This is a genomic window from Neobacillus endophyticus (assembly GCF_013248975.1).
GTDB lineage: Bacteria > Bacillota > Bacilli > Bacillales > Cytobacillaceae > Neobacillus > Neobacillus endophyticus.
In genome coordinates, this window is record NZ_JABRWH010000001.1 from 3,595,635 (window position 1) to 3,617,168 (window position 21,534).

Annotated in this window: 22 protein-coding genes and 1 pseudogene; 14 read left to right on the top strand and 9 right to left on the bottom strand. The window is 37.8% G+C overall.

Features of this window, described 5'->3' with window-relative positions:
- The first annotated feature begins 236 nt into the window (after positions 1 to 236).
- Positions 237 to 1,445: an MFS transporter gene (locus tag HPT25_RS17770; protein ID WP_173067102.1), complete on the top strand. Its 1,209-nt coding sequence runs from the start codon at positions 237 to 239 to the stop codon at positions 1,443 to 1,445.
- A gap of 46 nt (positions 1,446 to 1,491) precedes the next feature.
- Here the strand turns inward: HPT25_RS17770 and HPT25_RS17775 are convergent, their stop codons facing one another.
- Positions 1,492 to 2,820: a cation:proton antiporter gene (locus HPT25_RS17775; RefSeq protein ID WP_173067104.1), complete on the bottom strand. Its 1,329-nt coding sequence runs from the start codon at positions 2,818 to 2,820 to the stop codon at positions 1,492 to 1,494.
- Positions 2,821 to 2,938: 118 nt separating this feature from the next.
- The gene (locus HPT25_RS17780) at positions 2,939 to 3,367 is read right to left on the bottom strand and encodes a hypothetical protein (protein ID WP_173067107.1); all 429 of its coding nucleotides are present in this window, start codon (positions 3,365 to 3,367) and stop codon (positions 2,939 to 2,941) included.
- Positions 3,368 to 3,547: 180 nt separating this feature from the next.
- Here HPT25_RS17780 and HPT25_RS17785 point away from each other — a divergent pair, with 180 nt between their 5' ends.
- Both HPT25_RS17785 and HPT25_RS17790 read left to right on the top strand, forming a co-directional pair.
- Positions 3,548 to 3,907, top strand: a complete 360-nt coding sequence (locus HPT25_RS17785; RefSeq protein WP_173067110.1) for a PepSY domain-containing protein — start codon at positions 3,548 to 3,550, stop codon at positions 3,905 to 3,907.
- 72 nt (positions 3,908 to 3,979) lie between these two features.
- Positions 3,980 to 4,423: a DUF2680 domain-containing protein gene (locus tag HPT25_RS17790; protein WP_173067113.1), complete on the top strand. Its 444-nt coding sequence runs from the start codon at positions 3,980 to 3,982 to the stop codon at positions 4,421 to 4,423.
- A gap of 64 nt (positions 4,424 to 4,487) precedes the next feature.
- On the opposite strand, the gene HPT25_RS17795 is transcribed toward HPT25_RS17790, so the two are convergent.
- From HPT25_RS17795 to HPT25_RS17810, 4 genes are all read right to left on the bottom strand, one after another.
- Entirely contained in the window at positions 4,488 to 4,760 is a 273-nt protein-coding gene (locus tag HPT25_RS17795; RefSeq protein ID WP_173067116.1) for a YqhV family protein, read from the bottom strand.
- A 154-nt stretch (positions 4,761 to 4,914) separates the two neighbouring features.
- Positions 4,915 to 5,679, bottom strand: coding sequence for a sulfite exporter TauE/SafE family protein (locus tag HPT25_RS17800; protein WP_173067119.1), 765 nt, complete (start codon positions 5,677 to 5,679; stop codon positions 4,915 to 4,917).
- Positions 5,680 to 5,804: 125 nt separating this feature from the next.
- On the bottom strand, positions 5,805 to 6,098 hold the full coding sequence (locus HPT25_RS17805) for a hypothetical protein (protein ID WP_376767941.1): 294 nt from the start codon (positions 6,096 to 6,098) through the stop codon (positions 5,805 to 5,807).
- A 4-nt stretch (positions 6,099 to 6,102) separates the two neighbouring features.
- Complete coding sequence (locus HPT25_RS17810; RefSeq protein WP_173071238.1) at positions 6,103 to 7,323, bottom strand: MFS transporter; 1,221 nt, start codon at positions 7,321 to 7,323, stop codon at positions 6,103 to 6,105.
- A gap of 216 nt (positions 7,324 to 7,539) precedes the next feature.
- On the opposite strand from HPT25_RS17810, the gene HPT25_RS17815 reads away from it, so the two are divergent.
- Genes HPT25_RS17815 through HPT25_RS17825 form a run of 3 tightly spaced genes read left to right on the top strand, consistent with a single transcriptional unit; the run spans position 7,540 to position 9,569 of the window.
- Complete coding sequence (locus HPT25_RS17815) at positions 7,540 to 8,307, top strand: phosphosulfolactate synthase (protein WP_173067125.1); 768 nt, start codon at positions 7,540 to 7,542, stop codon at positions 8,305 to 8,307.
- Positions 8,292 to 8,837, top strand: coding sequence for a histidine phosphatase family protein (locus HPT25_RS17820; RefSeq protein WP_173067127.1), 546 nt, complete (start codon positions 8,292 to 8,294; stop codon positions 8,835 to 8,837). The genes HPT25_RS17815 and HPT25_RS17820 overlap by 16 nt, the downstream gene beginning before the upstream one ends.
- A gap of 18 nt (positions 8,838 to 8,855) precedes the next feature.
- Positions 8,856 to 9,569, top strand: coding sequence for a phosphoadenylyl-sulfate reductase (locus HPT25_RS17825; protein WP_246277217.1), 714 nt, complete (start codon positions 8,856 to 8,858; stop codon positions 9,567 to 9,569).
- A gap of 58 nt (positions 9,570 to 9,627) precedes the next feature.
- Here the strand turns inward: HPT25_RS17825 and HPT25_RS17830 are convergent, their stop codons facing one another.
- Positions 9,628 to 10,245 carry a YitT family protein gene (locus tag HPT25_RS17830; protein ID WP_173071242.1) on the bottom strand — a complete coding sequence of 206 codons (618 nt, stop codon included), beginning with the start codon at positions 10,243 to 10,245 and terminating at the stop codon, positions 9,628 to 9,630.
- Between the two features lie 278 nt (positions 10,246 to 10,523).
- On the opposite strand from HPT25_RS17830, the gene HPT25_RS17835 reads away from it, so the two are divergent.
- On the top strand, positions 10,524 to 11,669 hold the full coding sequence (locus HPT25_RS17835) for an ATP-binding protein (RefSeq protein WP_173067130.1): 1,146 nt from the start codon (positions 10,524 to 10,526) through the stop codon (positions 11,667 to 11,669).
- A gap of 232 nt (positions 11,670 to 11,901) precedes the next feature.
- Positions 11,902 to 13,782, top strand: coding sequence for a molecular chaperone HtpG (htpG, locus tag HPT25_RS17840; RefSeq protein ID WP_173067133.1), 1,881 nt, complete (start codon positions 11,902 to 11,904; stop codon positions 13,780 to 13,782).
- 58 nt (positions 13,783 to 13,840) lie between these two features.
- Here the strand turns inward: htpG and HPT25_RS17845 are convergent, their stop codons facing one another.
- Both HPT25_RS17845 and HPT25_RS17850 read right to left on the bottom strand, forming a co-directional pair.
- Entirely contained in the window at positions 13,841 to 14,698 is an 858-nt protein-coding gene (locus HPT25_RS17845) for an MBL fold metallo-hydrolase (protein WP_173067136.1), read from the bottom strand.
- Between the two features lie 343 nt (positions 14,699 to 15,041).
- Positions 15,042 to 15,458: pseudogene (locus HPT25_RS17850) on the bottom strand (exosporium protein C); the annotation flags it as partial.
- 256 nt (positions 15,459 to 15,714) lie between these two features.
- On the opposite strand from HPT25_RS17850, the gene HPT25_RS17855 reads away from it, so the two are divergent.
- The 6 genes from HPT25_RS17855 to HPT25_RS17880 all read left to right on the top strand — a co-directional run bounded on the left by HPT25_RS17855 (position 15,715) and on the right by HPT25_RS17880 (position 21,514).
- On the top strand, positions 15,715 to 16,431 hold the full coding sequence (locus HPT25_RS17855; RefSeq protein WP_173067139.1) for a phosphoadenylyl-sulfate reductase: 717 nt from the start codon (positions 15,715 to 15,717) through the stop codon (positions 16,429 to 16,431).
- A gap of 80 nt (positions 16,432 to 16,511) precedes the next feature.
- Positions 16,512 to 17,660, top strand: a complete 1,149-nt coding sequence (gene sat, locus HPT25_RS17860; RefSeq protein ID WP_173067142.1) for a sulfate adenylyltransferase — start codon at positions 16,512 to 16,514, stop codon at positions 17,658 to 17,660.
- A 12-nt stretch (positions 17,661 to 17,672) separates the two neighbouring features.
- Positions 17,673 to 18,272: an adenylyl-sulfate kinase gene (cysC, locus tag HPT25_RS17865; protein WP_173067145.1), complete on the top strand. Its 600-nt coding sequence runs from the start codon at positions 17,673 to 17,675 to the stop codon at positions 18,270 to 18,272.
- A 104-nt stretch (positions 18,273 to 18,376) separates the two neighbouring features.
- Positions 18,377 to 19,114 (top strand): sirohydrochlorin chelatase, encoded by a 738-nt coding sequence (locus tag HPT25_RS17870; RefSeq protein ID WP_173067148.1) that lies wholly within the window; start codon positions 18,377 to 18,379, stop codon positions 19,112 to 19,114.
- A 488-nt stretch (positions 19,115 to 19,602) separates the two neighbouring features.
- On the top strand, positions 19,603 to 20,565 hold the full coding sequence (gene arcC / locus HPT25_RS17875; protein WP_173067151.1) for a carbamate kinase: 963 nt from the start codon (positions 19,603 to 19,605) through the stop codon (positions 20,563 to 20,565).
- A gap of 202 nt (positions 20,566 to 20,767) precedes the next feature.
- Entirely contained in the window at positions 20,768 to 21,514 is a 747-nt protein-coding gene (locus tag HPT25_RS17880) for a GntR family transcriptional regulator (protein ID WP_173067154.1), read from the top strand.
- The last annotated feature ends 20 nt before the right edge of the window (positions 21,515 to 21,534 follow it).

Consider the following 21,534-nt stretch of genomic DNA (forward strand, 5'->3'; position numbering starts at 1 on the left):
AACGAAAGATATCTTTTTAGCAAAGGTTTGTCTTCTATATTATATTAGCTATTCTGCCAGCGTATGTTCAGAGAAACGAAATGATCAGATGCTTAAAGATAGATATTATTATTTTTAGAGGCGAATATTTCGGGAGTGAAAATAAATGATTTCTATGTTATTATAACAGTAATTAAATACGATCGTCGGATAAGAAGCATTGTGTATTCTGATGACCTTTGGGAGAGCGAAACAAAATGGTAATGTGGAAACGTAATTTATTTGTGCTTTGGATTGGAGTCTTTTTCACGTCAGCAAGTTTTTCTATGGTCATTCCTTTTTTGCCCATTTTTCTTCTCAAAATCGGTGTCACGCAAAATACTGAATTATGGTCAGGGCTGTTATTTAGTGCTGCTTTTTTTGCAGGTGCTATTTCAGCGCCTTTTTGGGGGAGGATTGCAGATAAATATGGCAGAAAACCTATGATCATACGTGCTGGTTTTGTTCTATTTGCCATTTACACTTTAACTGCATTTGTCACCAATCCGTACCAGTTGCTTGTGTTACGGTTCCTTCAGGGGTTATTAAGCGGGTTTATTCCAGGTTCAATTGCTTTGATCGGTACGAATACCCCCAGTGATAAAGTAGGCTACGCGCTGTCACTAATTTCAACAGCCTCCGCCTCAGGAGGGATTGTGGGGCCGCTACTGGGAGGGGGGATTGCAGATTTAGTAGGGAATAGGTGGGCATTCGCCAGTGCTGGAATTATTGTGTTGATCTCAACTTTACTGATTATTTTTTGGGTGACGGAAGAAAATTTCACTCCAAGCAAGGAACGAGGATCAGTAAAGAATGATATTAAATATGCATGCTGCAATCGTCCGTTAATTTTGGTATTAATCTTAACTATTGTTACAAGCTGCTCGATTATGACTGTTGAGCCAATTTTACCCTTATATATTGTAAAGCTCGGAGGCTCGTCGGATAAAGCTTCCTTTATAGCCGGTATCGTATTCTCACTTCCTGGAATCGCTAGTGCCATATTTGCTCCATATTGGGGGAAGCGGGCAGACAAGGTTGGCTTTCAACGTGTCCTTGTAATAGGCCTTCTAGGCGGTGGGGTTGGATCCCTGGCACAAATATTATTTATTCATATTTGGGGATTCTCCGTGATACGTTTTATTTATGGTATATTCTTCTGTGCCGTCTTCCCAGCATTAAACGGGCTTGTGGTGAAATCTACACCAGATGACTTCCGTGGTAGAGCATTCGGTTTGAATCAAACAGCCAATCAAATTGGCGGTATGGTAGGGCCCATGATTGGTGGTTTTCTTGGCGGGATTTTTCCAGCCCAAAGTGTTTTTCTCATCACTGGACTATTATTATTAGCCGCCACTGCGGTTGCATATTGGTATGCGAATGATTTAAACATGGTGATGAAACCGAAAATGGCGGCAGAGAAGTAAGAATAAAAAATGGATACATGAAAAAAGAAGCCGGGTTCTCCCGGCTTTACTTATAATATTGATTAATTGATTTGATTTTGTCATCATTCCTTAGATCGGGAATGATTTTTTCATCACCTGGCATAAGCCGCCATCCTTTATTCATCACAATTCTAAGCCACGTACCAGGCAGCCAGGAAGTAACTAGAGCGAGCATCACAAGAATGGCAAAAAATTCTTGATTGATGATGCCAGCGGTGTAAGCTACTGATGAAAGGACGATTCCCGGCCCCCCGCGGTTATTGATGGCTATTCCCAAGTTAAAACTGGTAAACGGGTCTTGCTTAACGAAGCGGGCAGTAAGATAAACCGCGGCAGTTTGTGTTAAAGTCGCAAATAATAGGTACGCAAGGAAGTATAAAAAGTCAAAATGCTTGACAAGATCAAGCTGTAAACCAACGGTTGCAAAGTAAATCGGAATAAACCAGGAAAATGAAATGTTTGAGACACTTTGCTCAAGTCGTTCGGAGACCGCTTTGGGTAATGCTACTTTTGCCACGATCCCTGCAATAAGCGCACCGAAAAATGTTTCTACATGAAGACTTCCGGCTAATGAGGCAAGGATAAACATAATAATTAAGAAATATCCTAGATTGGATGAGCGGAATAGAATATTTTGTTTAATGATCGTCATGCGTTTGAATAATAAATAACCAAGCAGTAAAGTTCCGATAATAAATCCAAACGAAATGCCAATATTTATAAATGCTGTTTTAACTGTAAAAGCACTGCCTTCGCTGGCTATGGCTGTAGCGAAACCTAATGCCACCCAGAGGATAATATCGTGAATTCCGGCGCATGCAACCACAATCTTTGCAAAACGGGAATGCATAATACCAAGATCATTGAAAATTTTCGATATAACAGGGATCGAAGTGACAGCGATGGAGATGGCTATGACAATTTTTATGGCTAACATATTGTCTGCCGTGCCTATTAAATGCGTTATGTTAATATGTTGAGCGGCAATCCACCCTATGATAAAAGCAGGCAATGTTGACCCTATTACTAAAGCGGAAGTAAGTTTGGCATCCTCTTTATTAAATTGTGTCTGAAACTTAAGTCCAGAACAAAACATTAACATCAACAAGCCAATCTGATAAACGAGCGCAAAAAGTTTATCCTCTGATGGGAACCCTAAAAACATCCATTTAAAAGTATGTGGAAAGAAATACCCTAATAACGTTGGGCCAAGAACCAATCCTGCTGTAACTTCCCCAATGACGCGGGGGATATAGACTCGTTCTGCCAGATATCCTAGTAAATGTGCTGCCGCCAATAAACAGCCCATCGCAAGTAGAAAATGACTAATTTCAGCCCCGGATAAGCTAAACATTCTGTAATCCCTCCTTTTTTCGTGATTCTCTACATAAGTTATGCCGAAGTTGTCCTTTGGACATGGGCAATTCGACTAGTAAAAGAAAATAGGCGGACTCCAGCAGCTGAAGATCTTCCTATTGCGTGATTTTAATTTCCCCGCTTGTATGGTATTTGAAATAGTTGAAGACCATTAGTTGATAGCCAGTGCCTTTAGGGAGATGAAAAGTATGATACAACTCGCCTTCTGATAAATCTCCATAGTAAACGGCACTATCAAAAAACTGTAAAGATGTACCAAATATTTTCTTTTTTACAATTGAATATTTAACTGGCCATGAAGGATTATGAGTGATTTGAGATCCGATAATTGTAATGGATGAATGTTCAATTGCAAATTCCGAACTGAAGTAGAAAGGTGAATCTACCCCAAGTTTCCAACAAAACTGATCATTGTCCAGTTTTTTTGTTTTTTTAATCCTCCAGGCTTGCAGCCATTTTTTTAATCTAGTGAATATTCTTTGATTCCCTGTGTTTAGAAAATGAAATAATGCATTTACGCCCATTGCGCTCCTCCCTCCTCATGTTGATACTGTATTATTTGCTCAATGGAACAACATGGTAACGGCTTTGTCCTATATGACCCGCCCTTTTAGGACAAATTCACTTTGTTTAAAAGTTCCATTCCTCTGAATAACATTTTCTTACTTGCACAAGATAAGAAAAAATAAAAGGAGTATGAGAGTATGAAAAAACTAATTATCACTTTGGTCTTTCTGTTTTCTTTTGGCTGTGGAGCAATTTATTCTGCGGGATATGCACATGCTGAGAGTGGCTACAACACTGTAAACCATCCTATTTCAGCGAAAAAAGCAAAAGAGATTGCATTGAAAAAGGTAAATGGTGAATTCATCTCCATTAAGTTAGAAAATGATGATGGAGGGGAGCATTACGAAGTAAAAATTAAAAAGTCAGGCACCATTTATGAGGTTGAGGTTGACGCAAAGTCTGGAAAAGTATTAGAGGTTGAAAAAGAAGGGACACAGGACGATGACGGCCATCATGGGGATGATCGTCATGATGACGACGATCATTTAGATGATTAAAAGAAAGGAAATTAAAAGTTGCATGTCAAATAAAGATGTGCAACTTTACCTATTCTATCAAGGAGTATAAGGATGTTAAAAAAATATGTGACCATCTTATTTTTTCTGCCCTTCATTTTGTTCCTTCCTTTACAGACTTTCGCTGCAGTCATAGACGAAAACGAAAATAGAGACGTTGAAAGATTGATTTTCGAAGAAAAAAATAATGAAGAAACTGAAACTAAAAATGGAGAAATAGAGAAGGAAGATTCGGATTTAGTCTGTACAAAAGATATTCGATTTACTTTGGCACAAAAAAAACGACTTGATCAAATTTATCATCAAATCTATATGGATTATATCGATTTAATTGAAACGTATGCTTGGGCAGGTGCTCTAACTCAAGATCAAAAATTAATTCGCTATAAAATGTTGAAAAACTACATTCTTACCTTCCAAAAGCGCAATTATAAGTGGTGCAGCGAATATGAAGAAGACGAGTGGGAAGAAGAATGGTTTAATAATGATCAAGATTAAAGGAAACCTAAAATAGGTAGAGACCTTTCTAAAGCTGGAAGGTCTCTATATTTTTCGGGTTGCGTTATGATTTTATACCAATCAAGATCAGGCAAACTCCTAGGAAAATCCAAATTAACTTCATTAGCGATATGTTGTCCGCTAAACCAATAACCCCGATGGTTGTAGTGGTAATTAAAATCAACGGTCCAATAATGGCAAGTGAACTATTGATCATAAGCGCTTTATCTACTGTATTAAACTTCATCATTAAGAATGCTGCAGTTATTTCAATACAACCTGATATTATTCGTAATAAAGCCATTCCCAATACGGCTTTTTCCAAGAATTGAAACATATATGTACCTCCCCCAAAAACGGCTTTCGTCACATTATATGTCAGATGATTTCAGTAAAGGACAAGTTTTTATCGGACTAATGACGATAAAGCCATACAAAAACACGGTTGCACAGGCAATCGTGTTTTTGTATTTGATTAAATTTGGAAAATATTATATTAGTTTCAATCCGCTAATTAAAATCATTAATGCCATGATCGTTCTTAAGGGTTTTGCAGGAATCCTGGCAGACAAAGTACTGCCAATCATAACTCCCGGTATAGATCCTATTAAAAGATTGATGACTAATAAATAATTAACATTACCAATTCCGGCATGCATTAACCCGGCAGCAGATACCAGTAAAAGAGCGTGAGCGATGTCTGTTCCTACTAATTCTGAAGGGCTCAACCGATACAGGTAAATAATGGCTAATGCGAATAATGAGCCTGACCCGATGGAAGTCAATCCAACAATAAAACCTAAGATTGCACCAATAGCGATGGTTAATCCGCGTTTTTCATGCAACGGTTTTAATTGGTATCGATTCATTTGACCATTACTTTTAAAAAATGTTTTAGCCAATGTAATGAAAGATACCAAAATTAGTACATACCCTAATGCATGTTTAATAATGATTTCCTGATTATGAAAAAAACTATCAAATATATGGAGGACTCCAACAGCACAGATTGCACTAGGTACACTTCCAGCCGCTAGGTATTTTACCAATTTGAATTGAATCGTTTTTTGTCGCCAATGCTGATAAGAACCAAAAAGTTTAGTTATCGAATTATAGATTAAATCCGTTCCAACAGCTATGGAGGGGCTGATCCCAAATAGAATCAGAACAGGTGTTAAAAGTGCAGCACCGCCAACCCCGGTTAATCCAACCATAAAGCCAATTAAGAGCCCCATTATGATGATGCCAACGCTCATTTGCCACACTCCATTATTTCATCACTAACATTACATCATAAAATATGAAGTGGTTAAATGCCTTGTTACAAAAAAATAATGAAGGGGCATAGGTGATTGACTATTTATGATCTGCTGGGGTTATTTTATTTCTTTTCCTCTTCTTCATTCAGTTTGATTTGTTTGCACCCTACATAAAGACAAGAAAATATATCGATACCGGGTTTTGCTTTCGCTAACCCCTTTAAGTATGGAGTGACAAGATCTTTGAAATCCAACCCTACACCTTCTTCTTCCAGAATTCCATAAACGAACAGTTTTTTTTCATCAAATAAAAAAGCAACATTCCCGACTGCCTTATTTGCTGAATCAACAACATTTAGAACCTGAAAATGCGGCGTGATAACTTCAGGTGAAAAATAAATCTGCAAGCTAATCATTCCTTTAAGAAAATTGTAATTTTTCAAACAGTGTATCTTTTTTGTCTGTTGGTTCTTTTTTGGCTACATGGATTAATACAAGACAAAGTAATGCACTCAGCAATGTTAATCCGGCGGTGGATAAAAACATCCCCATGCGTGACCATTCCATTAACTTGCTAAAAATCGGCGGTCCAATGGCTACTCCCAAGAACCTGACAGATCCATATAAGGACGTAACGAATCCTCTTCGATCGGAAGGGACAGATCCTGTAATTAAACTATTTAAGCACGGAAGAACCAATCCAGTCCCGATACTGCTCACCACAAGTACAGCAAAAAAGGGAATAAGTTTCTTGAATAGTATGAGAGATGCAAAGGAACCGGTCATCAATAATAACCCAAGAATAATTAAAGCCTTCATCAGTTTCATTCTTTTGCCAATTTTACTGCCTGTAATATAAGATGTTGTGGTCATAAATAAAAGTGGGATCGCTAATATGGCTCCTTTAAGCAATCCATCTATATGATGCTCTTTTTCAAGAATATCTGAAATGTAAAATAAAATGCCGAATAATGTAAAAAAAACAATAGCCCCTGTTAAATAGGAGGCAAACAGCCATCTTCCTTCCGTTTTAAATACGGAAACAAGACCTTTTACATATTTTCCAAATGGGGGAGGCTCTTTCTGAGTTTTTTTTTCTTTTATACAAAAGATCGTTAAAAGCACGGAAATTAAACAAAAAGCAGGAAAAGCAAAAAATGCCGCATACCAGATTAAAAGTGCTAATAAGGAGCCTAGAATTGGACTAATGACTTTTCCAAGGCCATTTGATGCTTCCACTAACCCTAATACTTTGCTCTGTTCTCCTCCTTTAAATAAATCACCTGTTAAGGCCATCGCAATGGGGGCTGTCCCAGCTGCGCCAATTCCTTGCATAATTCTACCTGCAAGGACCCATGTATAAGCATTTGAAAACCATGCTGCTGCTGCTCCTGCAAGCAGACCGCCGCTTCCATACAGGATTAGCGCTGGGATAATCACAGCCTTACGGGAAAAACGGTCTGATAAATAACCCAGAATGGGAATTGATATAGCTGCTGCAATCGAAAAAACAGAAATAACCAAGCTTACTTTAAATTGTGAGACATCAAGTTCTGTTTTCATTTTAGGCAAAATAGGTATTAGCATCGAATTTCCCAATACCAGAATAAGCGGGATTGAACTGATTGCAAAAATCGTCATGCCTTTATGTTTATGGGTAGGCAATTCCTGTACACCCCTATCTTTAATATAAATCCTATTGTAATGAGAAATAACTTTCGGCTTTTCCTATTGTTTGAATTAGGGCAATAGTTTATACGGGCTAATGCCTATTTCAAAAGGGAACAGCCCAATATCTACACATTCACCCAGTTTTTGAATAGTCTATCCTAGAAAAAAAGAGGAGGCGTTTTTCCTATGGAATTTTTATCATTGCCGCAAAGAACTTCAGGAAATAGAACATATGGCTTGACCTCCATCGCCGATTTTGGGACCCCGTTGGGAGAATTAAAAAACATTTTAACGGATTACCATCATATTATCGATATTGCCAAAATCGGAATTGGAACAGCTTATGTTACTCCTAACCTGCATAAAAAAGTGGATCTTTATAAGGAATATGACATTAAGCCATATTGCGGAGGGACTTTATTTGAGAAATGCTACCACCAGAATAAGATCCATGAATATATCACTTATTTACATGGATTAGGAATTGAATGGGTTGAGGTTTCCAGCGGGACATTGGATATACCGATTAAGGAGCGTCTCCAGCTTATTTCGTTTTTGAAAAATCATTTTCATGTGATGGCGGAGGTAGGTTCAAAGGATACAAACAAGTTAATGTCAATTGATGAATGGAGATCGGAAATTCAGCAATTACTTGAGGCAGGCTGTGATTATGTGATTACAGAGGGCAGGGATTCAGGCACATCTGGAATTTATGAGCAAAACGGTGAGGTAAAATGTGAATTAATCTATTCATTATGTCAGGATGTGGATGTTAATAAAATTATTTTTGAAGCTCCATCTCCAAAACAACAAATGTACTTCATTAAGGAAGTCGGGCCAAACGTAAACTTGGGAAATGTTAAAGTTCACGATGTTTTAACCCTTGAAGCACAGCGTTGTGGGTTAAGATGTGAGACATTTTTCTTGGAGGAACAGGAATGCAAGTTACCTTAATTAGACATTTGCCAACGGAATGGAATAAAAAGACTTGGCTGCAAGGGAGAAAGGACATTGGACTAACTGATGTTTCCGAAGAAATTCAAAAAGGAATTGATACCAATAAAGAAATCCTTCGTCAATTGTCACCATTTGACATCGTTCTTGTTAGTACATTAAAACGCACCCACCAAACCGCTCATCTGTATGGGTACAAAGGTGAAACAGAATGCTTGTTAGATGAATTGGATTTCGGACCATATGAAGGTTCTCCCAAGAAAGAATTAGTTCAAAACCTTGGAGAGATGTGGATCCATCAACCAAAGGAGCTCGTTCTAGGGGAAAGTTTAAAGGATTTTGAAAAGCGTCTGATTTTATTTTTGAAAAAGTATAAAGATTTCCGGAATATTCTTGTTTTTGGCCATGGAGCATGGATCAGAGGAATTCTTTCCTATCTTCAGTATGGTGATATTAATCATATGAATAAAATACTTTTCAACAATAATGAATGTACGACCATTATTTGGAATTCAGACCTAGAAAAGTAGAAGCGGGGAGGCGGGCTTTTGTCAGATATGTTAACTTACGACAATTGGGATCAGGTAAAAGCGGCTGAAATATTTGATCATCGGGCTGATTTTTTAGATGTTTTAAAATGGGCTTTTCAAGAGTATGGAGAGGAAATTGTATACGCCTGCAGTTTTGGCGCAGAGGGAATCGTACTGATTGATTTAATAAATAAGATCAAGAAAAATGCCAAAATTATTTTTCTTGATACAGGGCTACATTTTCCAGAAACGTATGAAACAATAGAAAAAGTGAGAAATCGATATCCATCATTACAAATAGAACATATTAAGCCAAATATAACGTTGGATCAGCAAGAGAAATGGTATGGAGAGGATCTTTGGGAATTTAATCCAAACCTTTGCTGTCATATGCGGAAAGTGGCCCCGTTAAAAGAGGCACTGCGTGATGTGAAAGCATGGATATCTGGATTAAGAAGAGACCAAACTGCAGAAAGAGCCAATACAAAATTCATTAATAAAGATGAAAAATTTCAGCGAATCAAAATCTGTCCGCTTATCCATTGGAGCTGGGATGATATTTGGGCCTATATCCAATTAAATCATCTCCCATATAATTCTTTACATGATAATGGATATCCCAGCATTGGCTGTGCCGTTTGTACGCAGCCTGTCGTTGGCAAAAGCGGGTCACTCCGTGAAGGAAGATGGGCAGGGATAAATAAAACAGAATGTGGCTTACATGTAAAATAATTTACGATATGACATGACCTGAAAATAGAAGAAAAGAAGATCCAGGAATGAGGATCTTCTATCTTTTCCTCCAATTGGCTGATAATAGGTTGATTTTATGAAATTCCATTTCGTAAATAAAATCAATAATATTCGTTGAGAAAAATTGACAAATTACTGCGTAACCGACAATTTTATAATCTACCACTAAAGCTGTTAATAAAAAAATGAAAAGATTAATCCCCATCATAACTTTTCCGGGGCTCCATTTTTTATAGGATGCAATCATTAATGCTGGAATGACCATTCCACCGCTGGAGGCACCTGAGCGTATTAATAAACCAACCCCGATACCGAAAAACAGTGACCCGGCGACAATATCCAGCAATATGTGAACATGCGGATGTGGAAGATGTGATGTTGCGAAACTGACTGTTGTGGAAGTTGTAGCTACAGAAAGAATGGTTCGAATCGTCCATGTAAAGCCAAAATATTTCAATGCAAATAGTAAAAAAACGATATTGGCGAGCCAAAGTGAAAAGCCAAGAGACGAATGAAACCAATGATTCATTAAAATGGCCAATCCTGCTGCTCCGCCGGAAGGAATGGAGTGGGGAAACAAGAATAGGGACATGGATAATCCTTGTAATATTGCCCCAACAAATAAACATGTATAGGTTAACAATTTTTTTTTCATTACGAAATGGAGATGAAACAAAAACTGTAATTCATTATCCTCAAAACCATTCCCCCTTTAACCCTTCCTTGTCCATTCTATGAAGTTGAAAAATGGAATATGAGGAAATTTATGCTAAGGTCAAGATATTGGAAAACATAAGTTTATTGTAAAATCTTTCAATTTAGTTTACTATTATTTTAGGAAAATCCTCATACAAAATTAGACAAAAATCACTGATTTTTTTGGCCAAATACACATGAAACATGTATAAGTAAGAAAGGAATTTGTCGAGAGAGATGCATAGTTCGATATCAAGGATTAAAAAGGAAAAGCGCTTATTATTAGAAAATCATCTTACCGAAAGTTTAACAAACTACAAATCCCTGTTTGCCTGTGACTCGGATGCTATCTATGCATTAGATTTAGACGGTTATTTTATACCTTTAAATCCTGCCTGCGAGACTTTATTTGGTTATGATTCGGAGCATTTTTCGAAAATGAGTTATATGAAGGTCGTTACATTGGATCATCTGGAACGAGCACTCTCCTTTTTCTACAAATCCCTTGAAGGGACACTTCAGAATTTTGATTGTCAAATCATTCATAAAAACGGTGATATTCTAGATGTTAATATTACCAATTATCCGATTGTTTTAGATGATGAAATTGTTGGACTTTATGGAATAGCGAGAGATATAACCGAAATAAAACGAAGCAGACAACTGTTAAAGGTAGCAGAAGAAGAAAATAAGCAACGAGAAGAAGATTATCACGCCATGATCTTGCAATCAGAAAAGTTGTCTGCAGCCGGTCAGCTGGCAGCCGGAATTGCGCACGAAATTAGGAATCCATTAACTTCTATTAAAGGGTTTTTGAAATTAATGGAGGGTAATGATGGCGATACTTCCTCTTATTTAGAGATCATTAATTCAGAAATAAATAGAATTGAGCTGATCCTTACAGAATTATTAATTCTTTCACGGCCGCATGAACGAGAATTTAAAAAAAGAAATATCCTGGGCCTTCTAGAAGGTGTCAAAGCTCTAATTGATACACAAGCAGTTCTGAAAAATATTGAGATTATCATCACCTGTGAATCTGAAATCGAGCTTCCTCTTCTTCTATTTGATGAAAATCAGCTAAAGCAGGTATTTATCAATCTGCTGAAAAACTCAATAGAAGCGATGCCTAATGGCGGGAACATTATTTTGGAAGTTGAAGCTACAGGCCAAAAAAGCATTCAAATTCGTTGTATCGATCAGGGCATCGGGATCCCCAAAGAGCATATCGAAAAGATTGGTCAGCCTTTTTTTACCACAAAAGAAAATGGGACAGGCTTGGGACTGATGATATGTATGCAAATCATTCAAAATCATAACGGCGCGATCGACTTTTCCTGCGGCGGAAATGGAACAACCGTAACCGTGACATTGCCTTTATGACATCAGAGCGAACAGTGCCTGACACCGTTCGCTTTCTTTTATGTTGGATGGAAGACAAGGTTGTGACTGATGAATTTTAAAAGTAACAGCATGGCAAAAAATAAGAAAATCTTTGAGATTTCATTTGACTGATCCATTATTTTATGATATTAAATTATTGATTAGCACTCTTATTTAGAGAGTGCTAATCAACTGGTGTAAACATTTTGGAATGATGAAAGGAGAGGTTTGGATGGAAACGAAACAATTTAAAGCAGAATCAAAACGATTATTAGACATGATGATCCATTCCATTTATACTCATCGAGAAATCTTTTTGCGTGAGTTAATTTCAAATGCAAGTGATGCAATCGATAAAATATATTACAAAGCGTTAACAGACGACTCGTTAACGTTCGAAAAGGACGATTACTACATAAAAGTAGAGGCTGACAAAGATCACCGCCTTTTAAAAATAAGTGATACTGGTATTGGGATGGCAAAAGAAGAGCTTGAAAGCCACTTGGGTACAATTGCAAAGAGCGGTTCTTTAGCGTTTAAAACGGAAAATGAATTAAAAGACGGCTACGACATTATTGGCCAATTTGGTGTTGGCTTTTATTCCGCTTTTATGGTGGCAGACGTTGTAACAGTGATCAGTAAAGCACATGGCAGTGAAGAGGCCTTTAAATGGGAATCTAAAGGTGCTGAAGGATATACGATAGTTCCAACTGAAAAGGCAGCAGCTGGGACTGAAATTATTTTAACCATTAAAGAAAATACTGAGGACGAGAACTTCGATGAATTCCTGGAAGAATATCGTCTCAAAGCCATCATAAAAAAATATTCCGATTTTATTCGTTATCCAATTAAAATGAATGTAACAAAAAGTAGATTAAAAGCTGGTAGTGAGAACGAATACGAGGAATACAAGGAAGAACAGACGATTAATAGCATGGTTCCGATTTGGCGGAAGAATAAAAGCGAACTGTCAGCGGAGGATTATAATCATTTCTATCAGGAAAAGCACTACGGTTTTGACAAACCATTAAAGCATATCCATATTAGTGTCGACGGTGCCATCAGATACAATGCCATTTTATATATACCAGAGAAAATGCCATTTGATTACTATTCTCCAGAATATGAAAAGGGTTTAGAGCTTTATTCAAGTGGTGTCTTAATTATGAATAAATGCGCAGATCTGCTTCCTGATTATTTCAGCTTTGTGAAAGGTATGGTCGATTCAGAGGATCTTTCACTTAATATTTCAAGAGAAATGCTGCAGCATGACAGACAACTAAAGCTTATTGCCAAAAACATTAATAAAAAAATAAAAAGTGAATTGCAGGGCTTGTTAAAAAATGAACGGGATCAATATATCCAATTTTATCAATCATTCGGCAGACAATTAAAATATGGGGTTTATAGTGACTTTGGAGCTCATAAAGAGGAATTACAAGATCTCTTAATGTTCTATTCTTCAAAAGAGAAAAAGCTTGTCACTTTGGAAGAGTATGTATCAAGAATGCCAGAGGATCAAAAATATATTTATTACGCTACAGGGGAGAGCAACGAAAGAATTGAAAAACTCCCTCAAACAGAAATAATTGCCGATAAAGGCTATGAGATCCTTTACTTTACAGATGATATCGATGAATTCGCCATTAGAATGTTGATGAGCTACAAAGAAAAAGAATTCAAATCAGTATCAAGTGGCGATTTAGGGATTGATTCAGATGATAGTCAAGGTAACGACGCCACTTCTGAAGAAGAGCACAAAGACCTTTTTGAACAAATGAAGAGTATTCTTGCAGATAAAGTAAAAGATGTAAGAGCATCTAAGCGTTTAAAAACACACCCAGTATGCTTAACAACAGATGGGGCCGTATCAATTGAAATGGAAAAAGTATTAAACGCTATGCCGAACAATCAGAACGTCAAAGCCGACAAAATATTAGAAATAAATGTTCATCATGATGTGTTCCAAGCCTTAACAGAAGCATTATCAACCGACAAAGAAAAACTAGCATTATACACCACCCTTCTATATAATCAGTCACTATTAATTGAAGGACTGCCAATCGAAGACCCAGTTGAATTTACCAATAATATTTGCAAAGTCATGGTATAGCGCTTATTAAAAAAGTGGCGTCAGGCACCAAATTATTCGGTGCCTGACACCACTTTTTTTAATGTGAATTTTTGTTTACATACCTTCCATAATCAGGAATAGCCAAATGGTTGAATTCAGCTGCTAATTTTTGTAAGCCGTTTGTGAGTAGTGGGCCTGAGATCGGTAATCCATGACCTGTTACTGCCTCTTCAGGGTTTAGAGCTGCCAACTTTTTAACGGATTCCCATGCTTGTCCCCAGTCAGTTGTAAAATATCTCGGCGGGCCGCTAATTTCTTGCTCCTGGGATATGACTTTCAGTAAGGCATCCTGTCTAACAGTAATAAAAGCATCGCCAGCAATTAGTAGTCGGTCTGTTTCTCTGAAAAATGAAACATGTCCTGGTGTATGACCAGGAGTGTGAATCCAGCGAAATTCAGGCAGGAATGGAACATTGCCATTTGAGGGAAGCAATTTAACATGACTTCCCAAATCTATTGGTTCATTCGGAAATAATGAAGACAATTTTGCAACCATCCCCCCCTCAACCGTAGGATCTGGTTTTGGATAGCTCCTTTTTCCTGTAAGATACGGTAGTTCCAATTCGTGGGCGTAAACTGGAATATTCCAATGATTCACCAATTCAATAATAGATCCCACGTGATCAAAATGGCCATGAGTTAACAAGATAGCCCTTGGCCGGCTGTTAATCCCGAAGCGATCCTCTACCACTGAAATGATCTCGTTAGCTGAGTTCGGCATTCCAGTATCGACCAAAACAAAATCACTCCCATCTGGATGGCCTACTAAACAGATATTCACAATTTGAATCGTATAGCAATAGACATCCGGAAGCACATTCATTCCTACACCGCTGCCGATGGAAGTAGCCGGAATATATTTATAATCACTTCCATAAGTCATTTCATGATCCATTGAAAAAACTCCTTATCACGTAAAAGTTTTTAGTATAGTGTTTTCTCAATGATTTCATTTATACTAAGCTTTCGTTTAACTTTGCTGTTGATTTCCGTTCCAAGTGCTAGTGAAGTAAACAACAACGTGCTAAAAATTAGCCAATAAAAAAGACAAAAAAGAAAAAAGCGACATGCTTCCATGTCAGCTTTTTGAATAATTTGAAAATATACCAAAGGTCAAAATGAAAGAATCAATATCGCGATTCACGTCTTTGAGTTCTGTTCCGATCTCTGCCTTGAGTTCTGTTTCGATCACGATCACGGTCCTGATCACGATCCTGCGGAGGATCGTCACTTGTGTCGACTGCTAAACCACTAAAAGATATTGGACCAACTACTGCGGCTTCTGTGCCAGCTGTGATATTTTGGACAGTCACTTGAAAAAGATGTGTTCCGGCACCAATATTTTTTTCAATTGCTTGAAATGTAACGGTATAGTTGAGCTCTGAGCCAGGATCAGCTTCTACACCTTCTTGCGTTCTAAAAATTTCTCTTCCGTCTTGGAAAATCTTAAATAATAGTTGCGAAGTGCCGCGAACACCGCGAACACCAACTGTTGCAACTAATTCCACCTGATTATTATTGGCATTCCTTCTTGGAATCTGCAAGTTTATCGATGCGAGAACAAGGTTTCCTGGTGTATGTGGAATAAGAATGGGACGGAACTGATTCACTCTTCTGATGGGTTCAGTTGCTTGATAATCAATAATTCGAACCATAAAATTACCCCTTTCGTTTTCTTAGGATATGCTATGCAATAACTGAAAAACAGCTTGGACTTTTGTGTGTATCTAATAAAGTAGATGGTGTCATTCCGAAAAAATGAAGGTGTGCAGTTCCATTAAAATTAAAATAGTTAAAAAATTTAGGTAAATCATATTGACAAATCCCTATGGGTATAATAGGATTAATTTCATCAATTAAGCTTTATTGGAAGAGAACAGTCTTTTTAATGGAGAGAGGAGGCTAATCTATATGACTAGCAGCGTAACATATGAAAATTGGAGTGCTATTTCGGAATCTTTTTCCGTTGATAATGATACGAAAGGTGCTTTAGAAGTATTAGATTGGGCTTATAAGAATTATCCAGATGAAAAAATTGTATATTCATCAAGCTTTGGCGCTGAAGCCATTGTTTTAATCGATCTTATATACAAGGTGAAAAAAGATGCTCAAATCGTATTTTTAGATACAGATTTGCATTTTCTAGAAACCTATGAAGTTATCGATAAAATTGAAAAACGATTTCCTGAGTTAAGGATTGAAAGAAAAAAACCGGCATTAACTTTGGATGAGCAGGCTGCACAATATGGTTCAGCATTGTGGAAAAGAGATCCAAACCAATGCTGTCAAATTAGAAAAGTTATTCCATTACAGGAGACCCTTACAGCAAAAGAGGCTTGGATCTCCGGATTACGAAGAGATCAATCGGTGACTAGGAAAGATACGGAATTCGTAAACAAAGACGAAAAATTTAAAAATGTTAAAATATGCCCATTAATTCATTGGACATGGGATGAGGTGTGGTCATACATTCGTCAGAATGACCTTCCATATAACCAATTACATGATCAAAACTATCCAAGCATTGGCTGTTTTCCTTGTACACAGGCAGTTTTAAATGGTGAAGACACCCGTGCTGGCCGCTGGTCTGGCAGCGGAAAAACAGAATGCGGACTGCACGTGAAATAAACGGAACTGCCATTCATTTTGTAAAAGTCGAAACAAACATATTACTCTAAATTTTTTTGTGGAAGAAAGGTTGATTTTAAATGTCATTTTTACCTACACCTCATGGTGGAAAACTAATTCAAGCATATAAACCTGAATATGATGTAAGCCATATTGAAAAAGAATGGGAAATTGATGCCATTGCATTAAGTGACCTGGAATTAATGGGGGTCGGAGTATTCAGTCCATTAACTGGATTCCTTGGGAAAGAAGACTATGAATCTGTAGTTAGTAAAATGAGATTGGCTGACAACACGATTTGGTCCATCCCTGTTACACTTCCTGTATCATATGAAACTGCCGAAACACTAACTGTTGGCGAAGAAGTTAAACTTAAACATAATAATGTATTATATGGTGTCATTAAGGTATCTGAATGGTATGAGCCAGACTTGACTAAAGAGGCACTTGAGGTTTATAAAACAGATGAAACTGCCCATCCGGGTGTTAAAAGGCTTTTCGAAAGAGGCCCAGTATATGTTGCCGGAGATATCATCCTTGTGAAAAAGCCTGAAAAAGGCGTGTTTGATGATGTGTGGTTTGAACCGAAAGAAACCCGTGCATTATTTGAAGAAAAGGGCTGGAAGACCGTTGTCGGTTTCCAAACGAGAAATCCGATTCACCGGGCGCATGAATACATTCAGAAAGCGGCACTGGAAACAGTTGATGGGCTGTTCGTTAATCCATTAGTCGGTGAAACAAAGTCTGACGATGTACCTGCAGATGTCCGCCTAAAAAGCTATAGGGTTTTATTAGAAAACTATTATCCGAAAGAACGTGTTCAATTGGGTGTACACCCTGCTGCTATGAGATATGCGGGACCAAGGGAAGCTATATTCCATGCCCTTGCACGTAAAAATTATGGCTGCACACACTTTATTGTCGGCAGGGATCATGCTGGAGTCGGCAATTACTATGGAACATACGATGCACAGTATATTTTCAGCGAATTTACAGAAGAAGAGCTAGGAATTAAGCCATTGTTCTTTGAACATAGCTTCTATTGCACGAAATGTGAAGGAATGGCCTCTGACAAGACTTGTCCGCATGGAAAAGAGGACAGAGTCATCCTTTCAGGTACAAAAGTGAGGGAAATGCTGCGTTCTGGAGTACTTCCGCCATCTACTTTCAGCAGAAAAGAAGTTGTTGAAGTACTGATCGAAGGTCTACGTGAAAAAACAACAGTATAAGGGGTAAATGGCATGACAAAATCTACCAATATTACATGGCATCATACATCAATTTCAAAACATGATCGGCGCAGTCAAAACGGACACGGAAGCTGCACACTATGGTTTACCGGTCTTTCAGGATCAGGGAAATCAACGATTGCCAACGCCGTTTCTTATGAATTGTTTCGTCAAGGGATCAATGAATATGTGTTGGATGGTGACAATATTCGCCACGGCTTAAATAAAGACCTTGGATTTTCAGATTATGATCGTTCAGAAAATATAAGACGAATTGGAGAAGTGGCAAAACTTTTCGTTGATAGCGGAAAAATTGTAACCACAGCATTTATTTCTCCGTTTCGATCGGATCGAGATCTAGTACGATCACTTTTTGAAGAAGGTGAATTCATCGAGGTTTTTATCGATTGTCCGCTAGAGGAATGCGAACGCCGCGACCCGAAACAGTTATATGCAAAAGCACGCCGCGGGGAAATCAAAGACTTTACAGGAATTGATTCTCCTTATGAGGCGCCAGAAAATCCGGAGATTACGATCCAATCAGGATCAGTAACAGTTGAAGAAGCAGTAGAGCAAGTATTAAATTATTTAAGGGACAAAAATATTCTTTAAAATGTGATTTCATGATTCCCAAAAGAATTTAATGGGATGAATGGAATAGATGTGATAGTATAAGAACAAATATCAATTGTTCAACGTTGAAAGGGGCAACAGGAATGAAAGGGATTCTTTATATTGGCCATGGTACCCGTTCTAAAAAAGGAGCGGAAGAAGTGAGGGCTTTTATTAATAATATAATGAGCCAAATTAATGTGCCAATTCAGGAGCTCTGTTTCTTGGAACTGACTTCCCCTTCAATTGAAGAGGGCTTTCAACGATGTGTCGAAAGGGGGGCAACAATCATAACGATTGTTCCCCTATTTCTTTTAGCTGCGGGGCATATCAAAGAGGATATCCCATTGGCACTTTCTGGGCTTAAGGAAAAGTATCCACATATACAAATAGAAGTAAAGGATCCTTTTGGCGTGCAGGAGCAAATTCTTGATGGCGTAAGTGAACTAATTAAGAACGAAGCCCACAGTCTGACCGAACTTGACTCTGTTCTAATCGTAGGAAGAGGCAGCAGTGATCCCGCTATTCAACATGCATTCAAAGAGATTGCTGTTGGAATTGGAGAACGGATTAATTCAAAACAAATAACAGTATGCTACTTAGCAGCTTCAGAACCAGCCTTTGCCGATAGTTTGGAGAGTGTGTCTCAACATACACCGGGAAGAGTAATCGTCGTCCCATATCTGTTATTCCCCGGTTTGCTACTAAGCGAAATAGACAAAAGTGTCAGATTACGTCAAAAAAAAGGACAATCCATTAGCCATACTGGACCATTATGCAAGCATCAGATCATCGAGGAAATAGTAACCAGGAGGGCAACAGAAGAGGATATTCCTTTATGAAGAAATATAAAATTCCAATTGGTTAAATCAAAGTTATGTAGTATAAACGAAACAATTCTTAAGCAGTGAACAGAACCTATCTGTTCACTGCTTTTTTTTGGCCGATAGCAAAGCCAACGTTTCTATCAGGCATAAGTGCACGAAGGAATGCTGCGTGAGCATTAGCCTTACAGGCGAACTACGCCTCTGTCTTTGTCCTAACAGGCTTGCCAGTCGGTGAATTTTCTTTGTGAACAGATAGTGGCTAAAAATTGACAAAATAACGAAAAAGTATTAGGTAATACTTAATACGTATTGTATTTAAAAATAGATATATTATTCTAATGGTAGAACTTCTTCAAATGTTTTTTATACGTGATGGATGAATCATTTAGTGAATATGGAGGTTGAATGGAATGCCACTAACATTGGTTCCTGCAGGAAATAAATCGAAATGATTGCGGAGTAGTTCACTCAATAATTACTAATTGTGAAATGAGGCGGTTTAAATGCTGAAACAAAAGGTGGTCATAGCATTAGGAGGAAATGCCATTCAAACAGGTGATGCAACAGCAGAGGCACAACAGAAAGAGCTTGAAAAAACAGCTGTACAACTGGTGGATCTAATAGAAAAAGGAATGGATATTATCATATCACATGGCAATGGGCCACAAGTTGGAAATATATTGCTTCAACAAAAAGCAGCGGATTCCCTAAAAAACCCAGCCATGCCCCTTGACACCTGTGGAGCAATGAGCCAGGGAATGATTGGCTATTGGATGCAAAATGCAATGGACAAAGCTTTAAGAGAGCGCGGGATTGAGAAAAACGTAGTTACGGTTGTAACACGAGTAGTGGTGGATCCATACGATCCTGCCTTTTTAAATCCAACAAAACCAATTGGGCCTTTTTACAGTGAAGAAGAGGCCATGAAAATCATGGATGAAATGAATATATGTTTTAAAGAAGATGCTGGTCGCGGCTGGCGGAGAGTGGTTCCTTCACCAAAACCGATTAGTATTCATGAGCATGCAGTCATTAACACGCTTGTTGAACAAGGAAATATTGTTATCTCGGTTGGCGGCGGCGGAATTCCGGTAATAGAGACAAGTCATGGTCTCGTTGGGGTAGAAGCAGTAATAGATAAGGATTTCGCATCAGAAAAGCTGGCGGAACTTGTAGAGGCTGATGCGTTATTAATTCTCACAGGAGTTGACAATGTTTTTATCGATTATAAACAGCCCACACAAAAAATGTTAACCGAAGTAAGTGTTGATGAACTAAAGGCATATATTGATAATGGGCAGTTTGCAGCGGGGAGTATGCTGCCAAAAGTAGAAGCAGCCATTCATTTTGCGGAAACGAATCCAGAGCGTAAAACCATCATTACTTCCTTAGGTCAAGCACTAAATGCCATAGAAGGAAGAGCAGGGACTGTTGTGACGCTTAAATCTGCGCCAATTCTTGTTTAAAAATTTTTTAAGGAAAAAGACTTACAATATAATCTGTAAGTCTTTTTGTGCATAGTGAAATTCTTGCGAAACCATGCAGAATTGATTATGATTAAATAACCGTGGGTATTTATGCCAGTAGAATGATCTTATGGATGAATAAGATAAATTTCTCTGATCATTTTGCCTAATTTTGAAAACATCCATAGAAGGAATTGGTAGAATGGATAAAGGAATATATATCAAAATTGATAATGAGCAACTTTTTGAAAAAGTCAAAAGAGCCGTTATTCAGCTTATTAAACAATTAACAGAAATCGGTAAAGATCGTCTTCCCCCTGAATCAGATCTTGCTGCAAGCCTAGGCGTAAGCAGGACTGTAATTAGAGATGTTCTTGCAGATTTGGAATCAAAAGGTTTTATCAGCAGGAAAAGGGGAATTGGTACGATTATTAATAAACACGTTCTTGAAGCAGATGTCCGACTGGATATTGATCAGGAGATAAAGGATATATTATTACAAAAAGGATATGAGCCCAAAATTGAAGTAATCAATTTTGAAAAGTTGCTGGCCGATGAAAAAGTAGCGAAGCTCTTAAAAATAAATCCTAATGAAGAAATACTTCAGGTTGAAACGGTTATTTATGCGGATGGAAATCCCGCTGTCCATATAATAGATAAAATACCTTTAAAACTGATAAGCGCTCCATATGATATCCGTGATTTTGAAGGATCAATTTTTGAATTTATGAAAGAAAAGTGTTCAAATCAAATTGAATCAGATCTATCCCAAGTGAAACCGGCTAAAGCAGATGCTCATTTGGCAGCTATTTTTCAGATGGAGGAAGGTGACTTGCTGCTTTTCCTAGATGAAATTGGCTATAGCGCTGGCAATGAGCCAATTCTTTGGTCACAGGAATATTTCCACCCTGAAATCTTTGACTTCAAAGTATTTAGAAGAAAACTATAAAATATATAAAAAGGGATTTG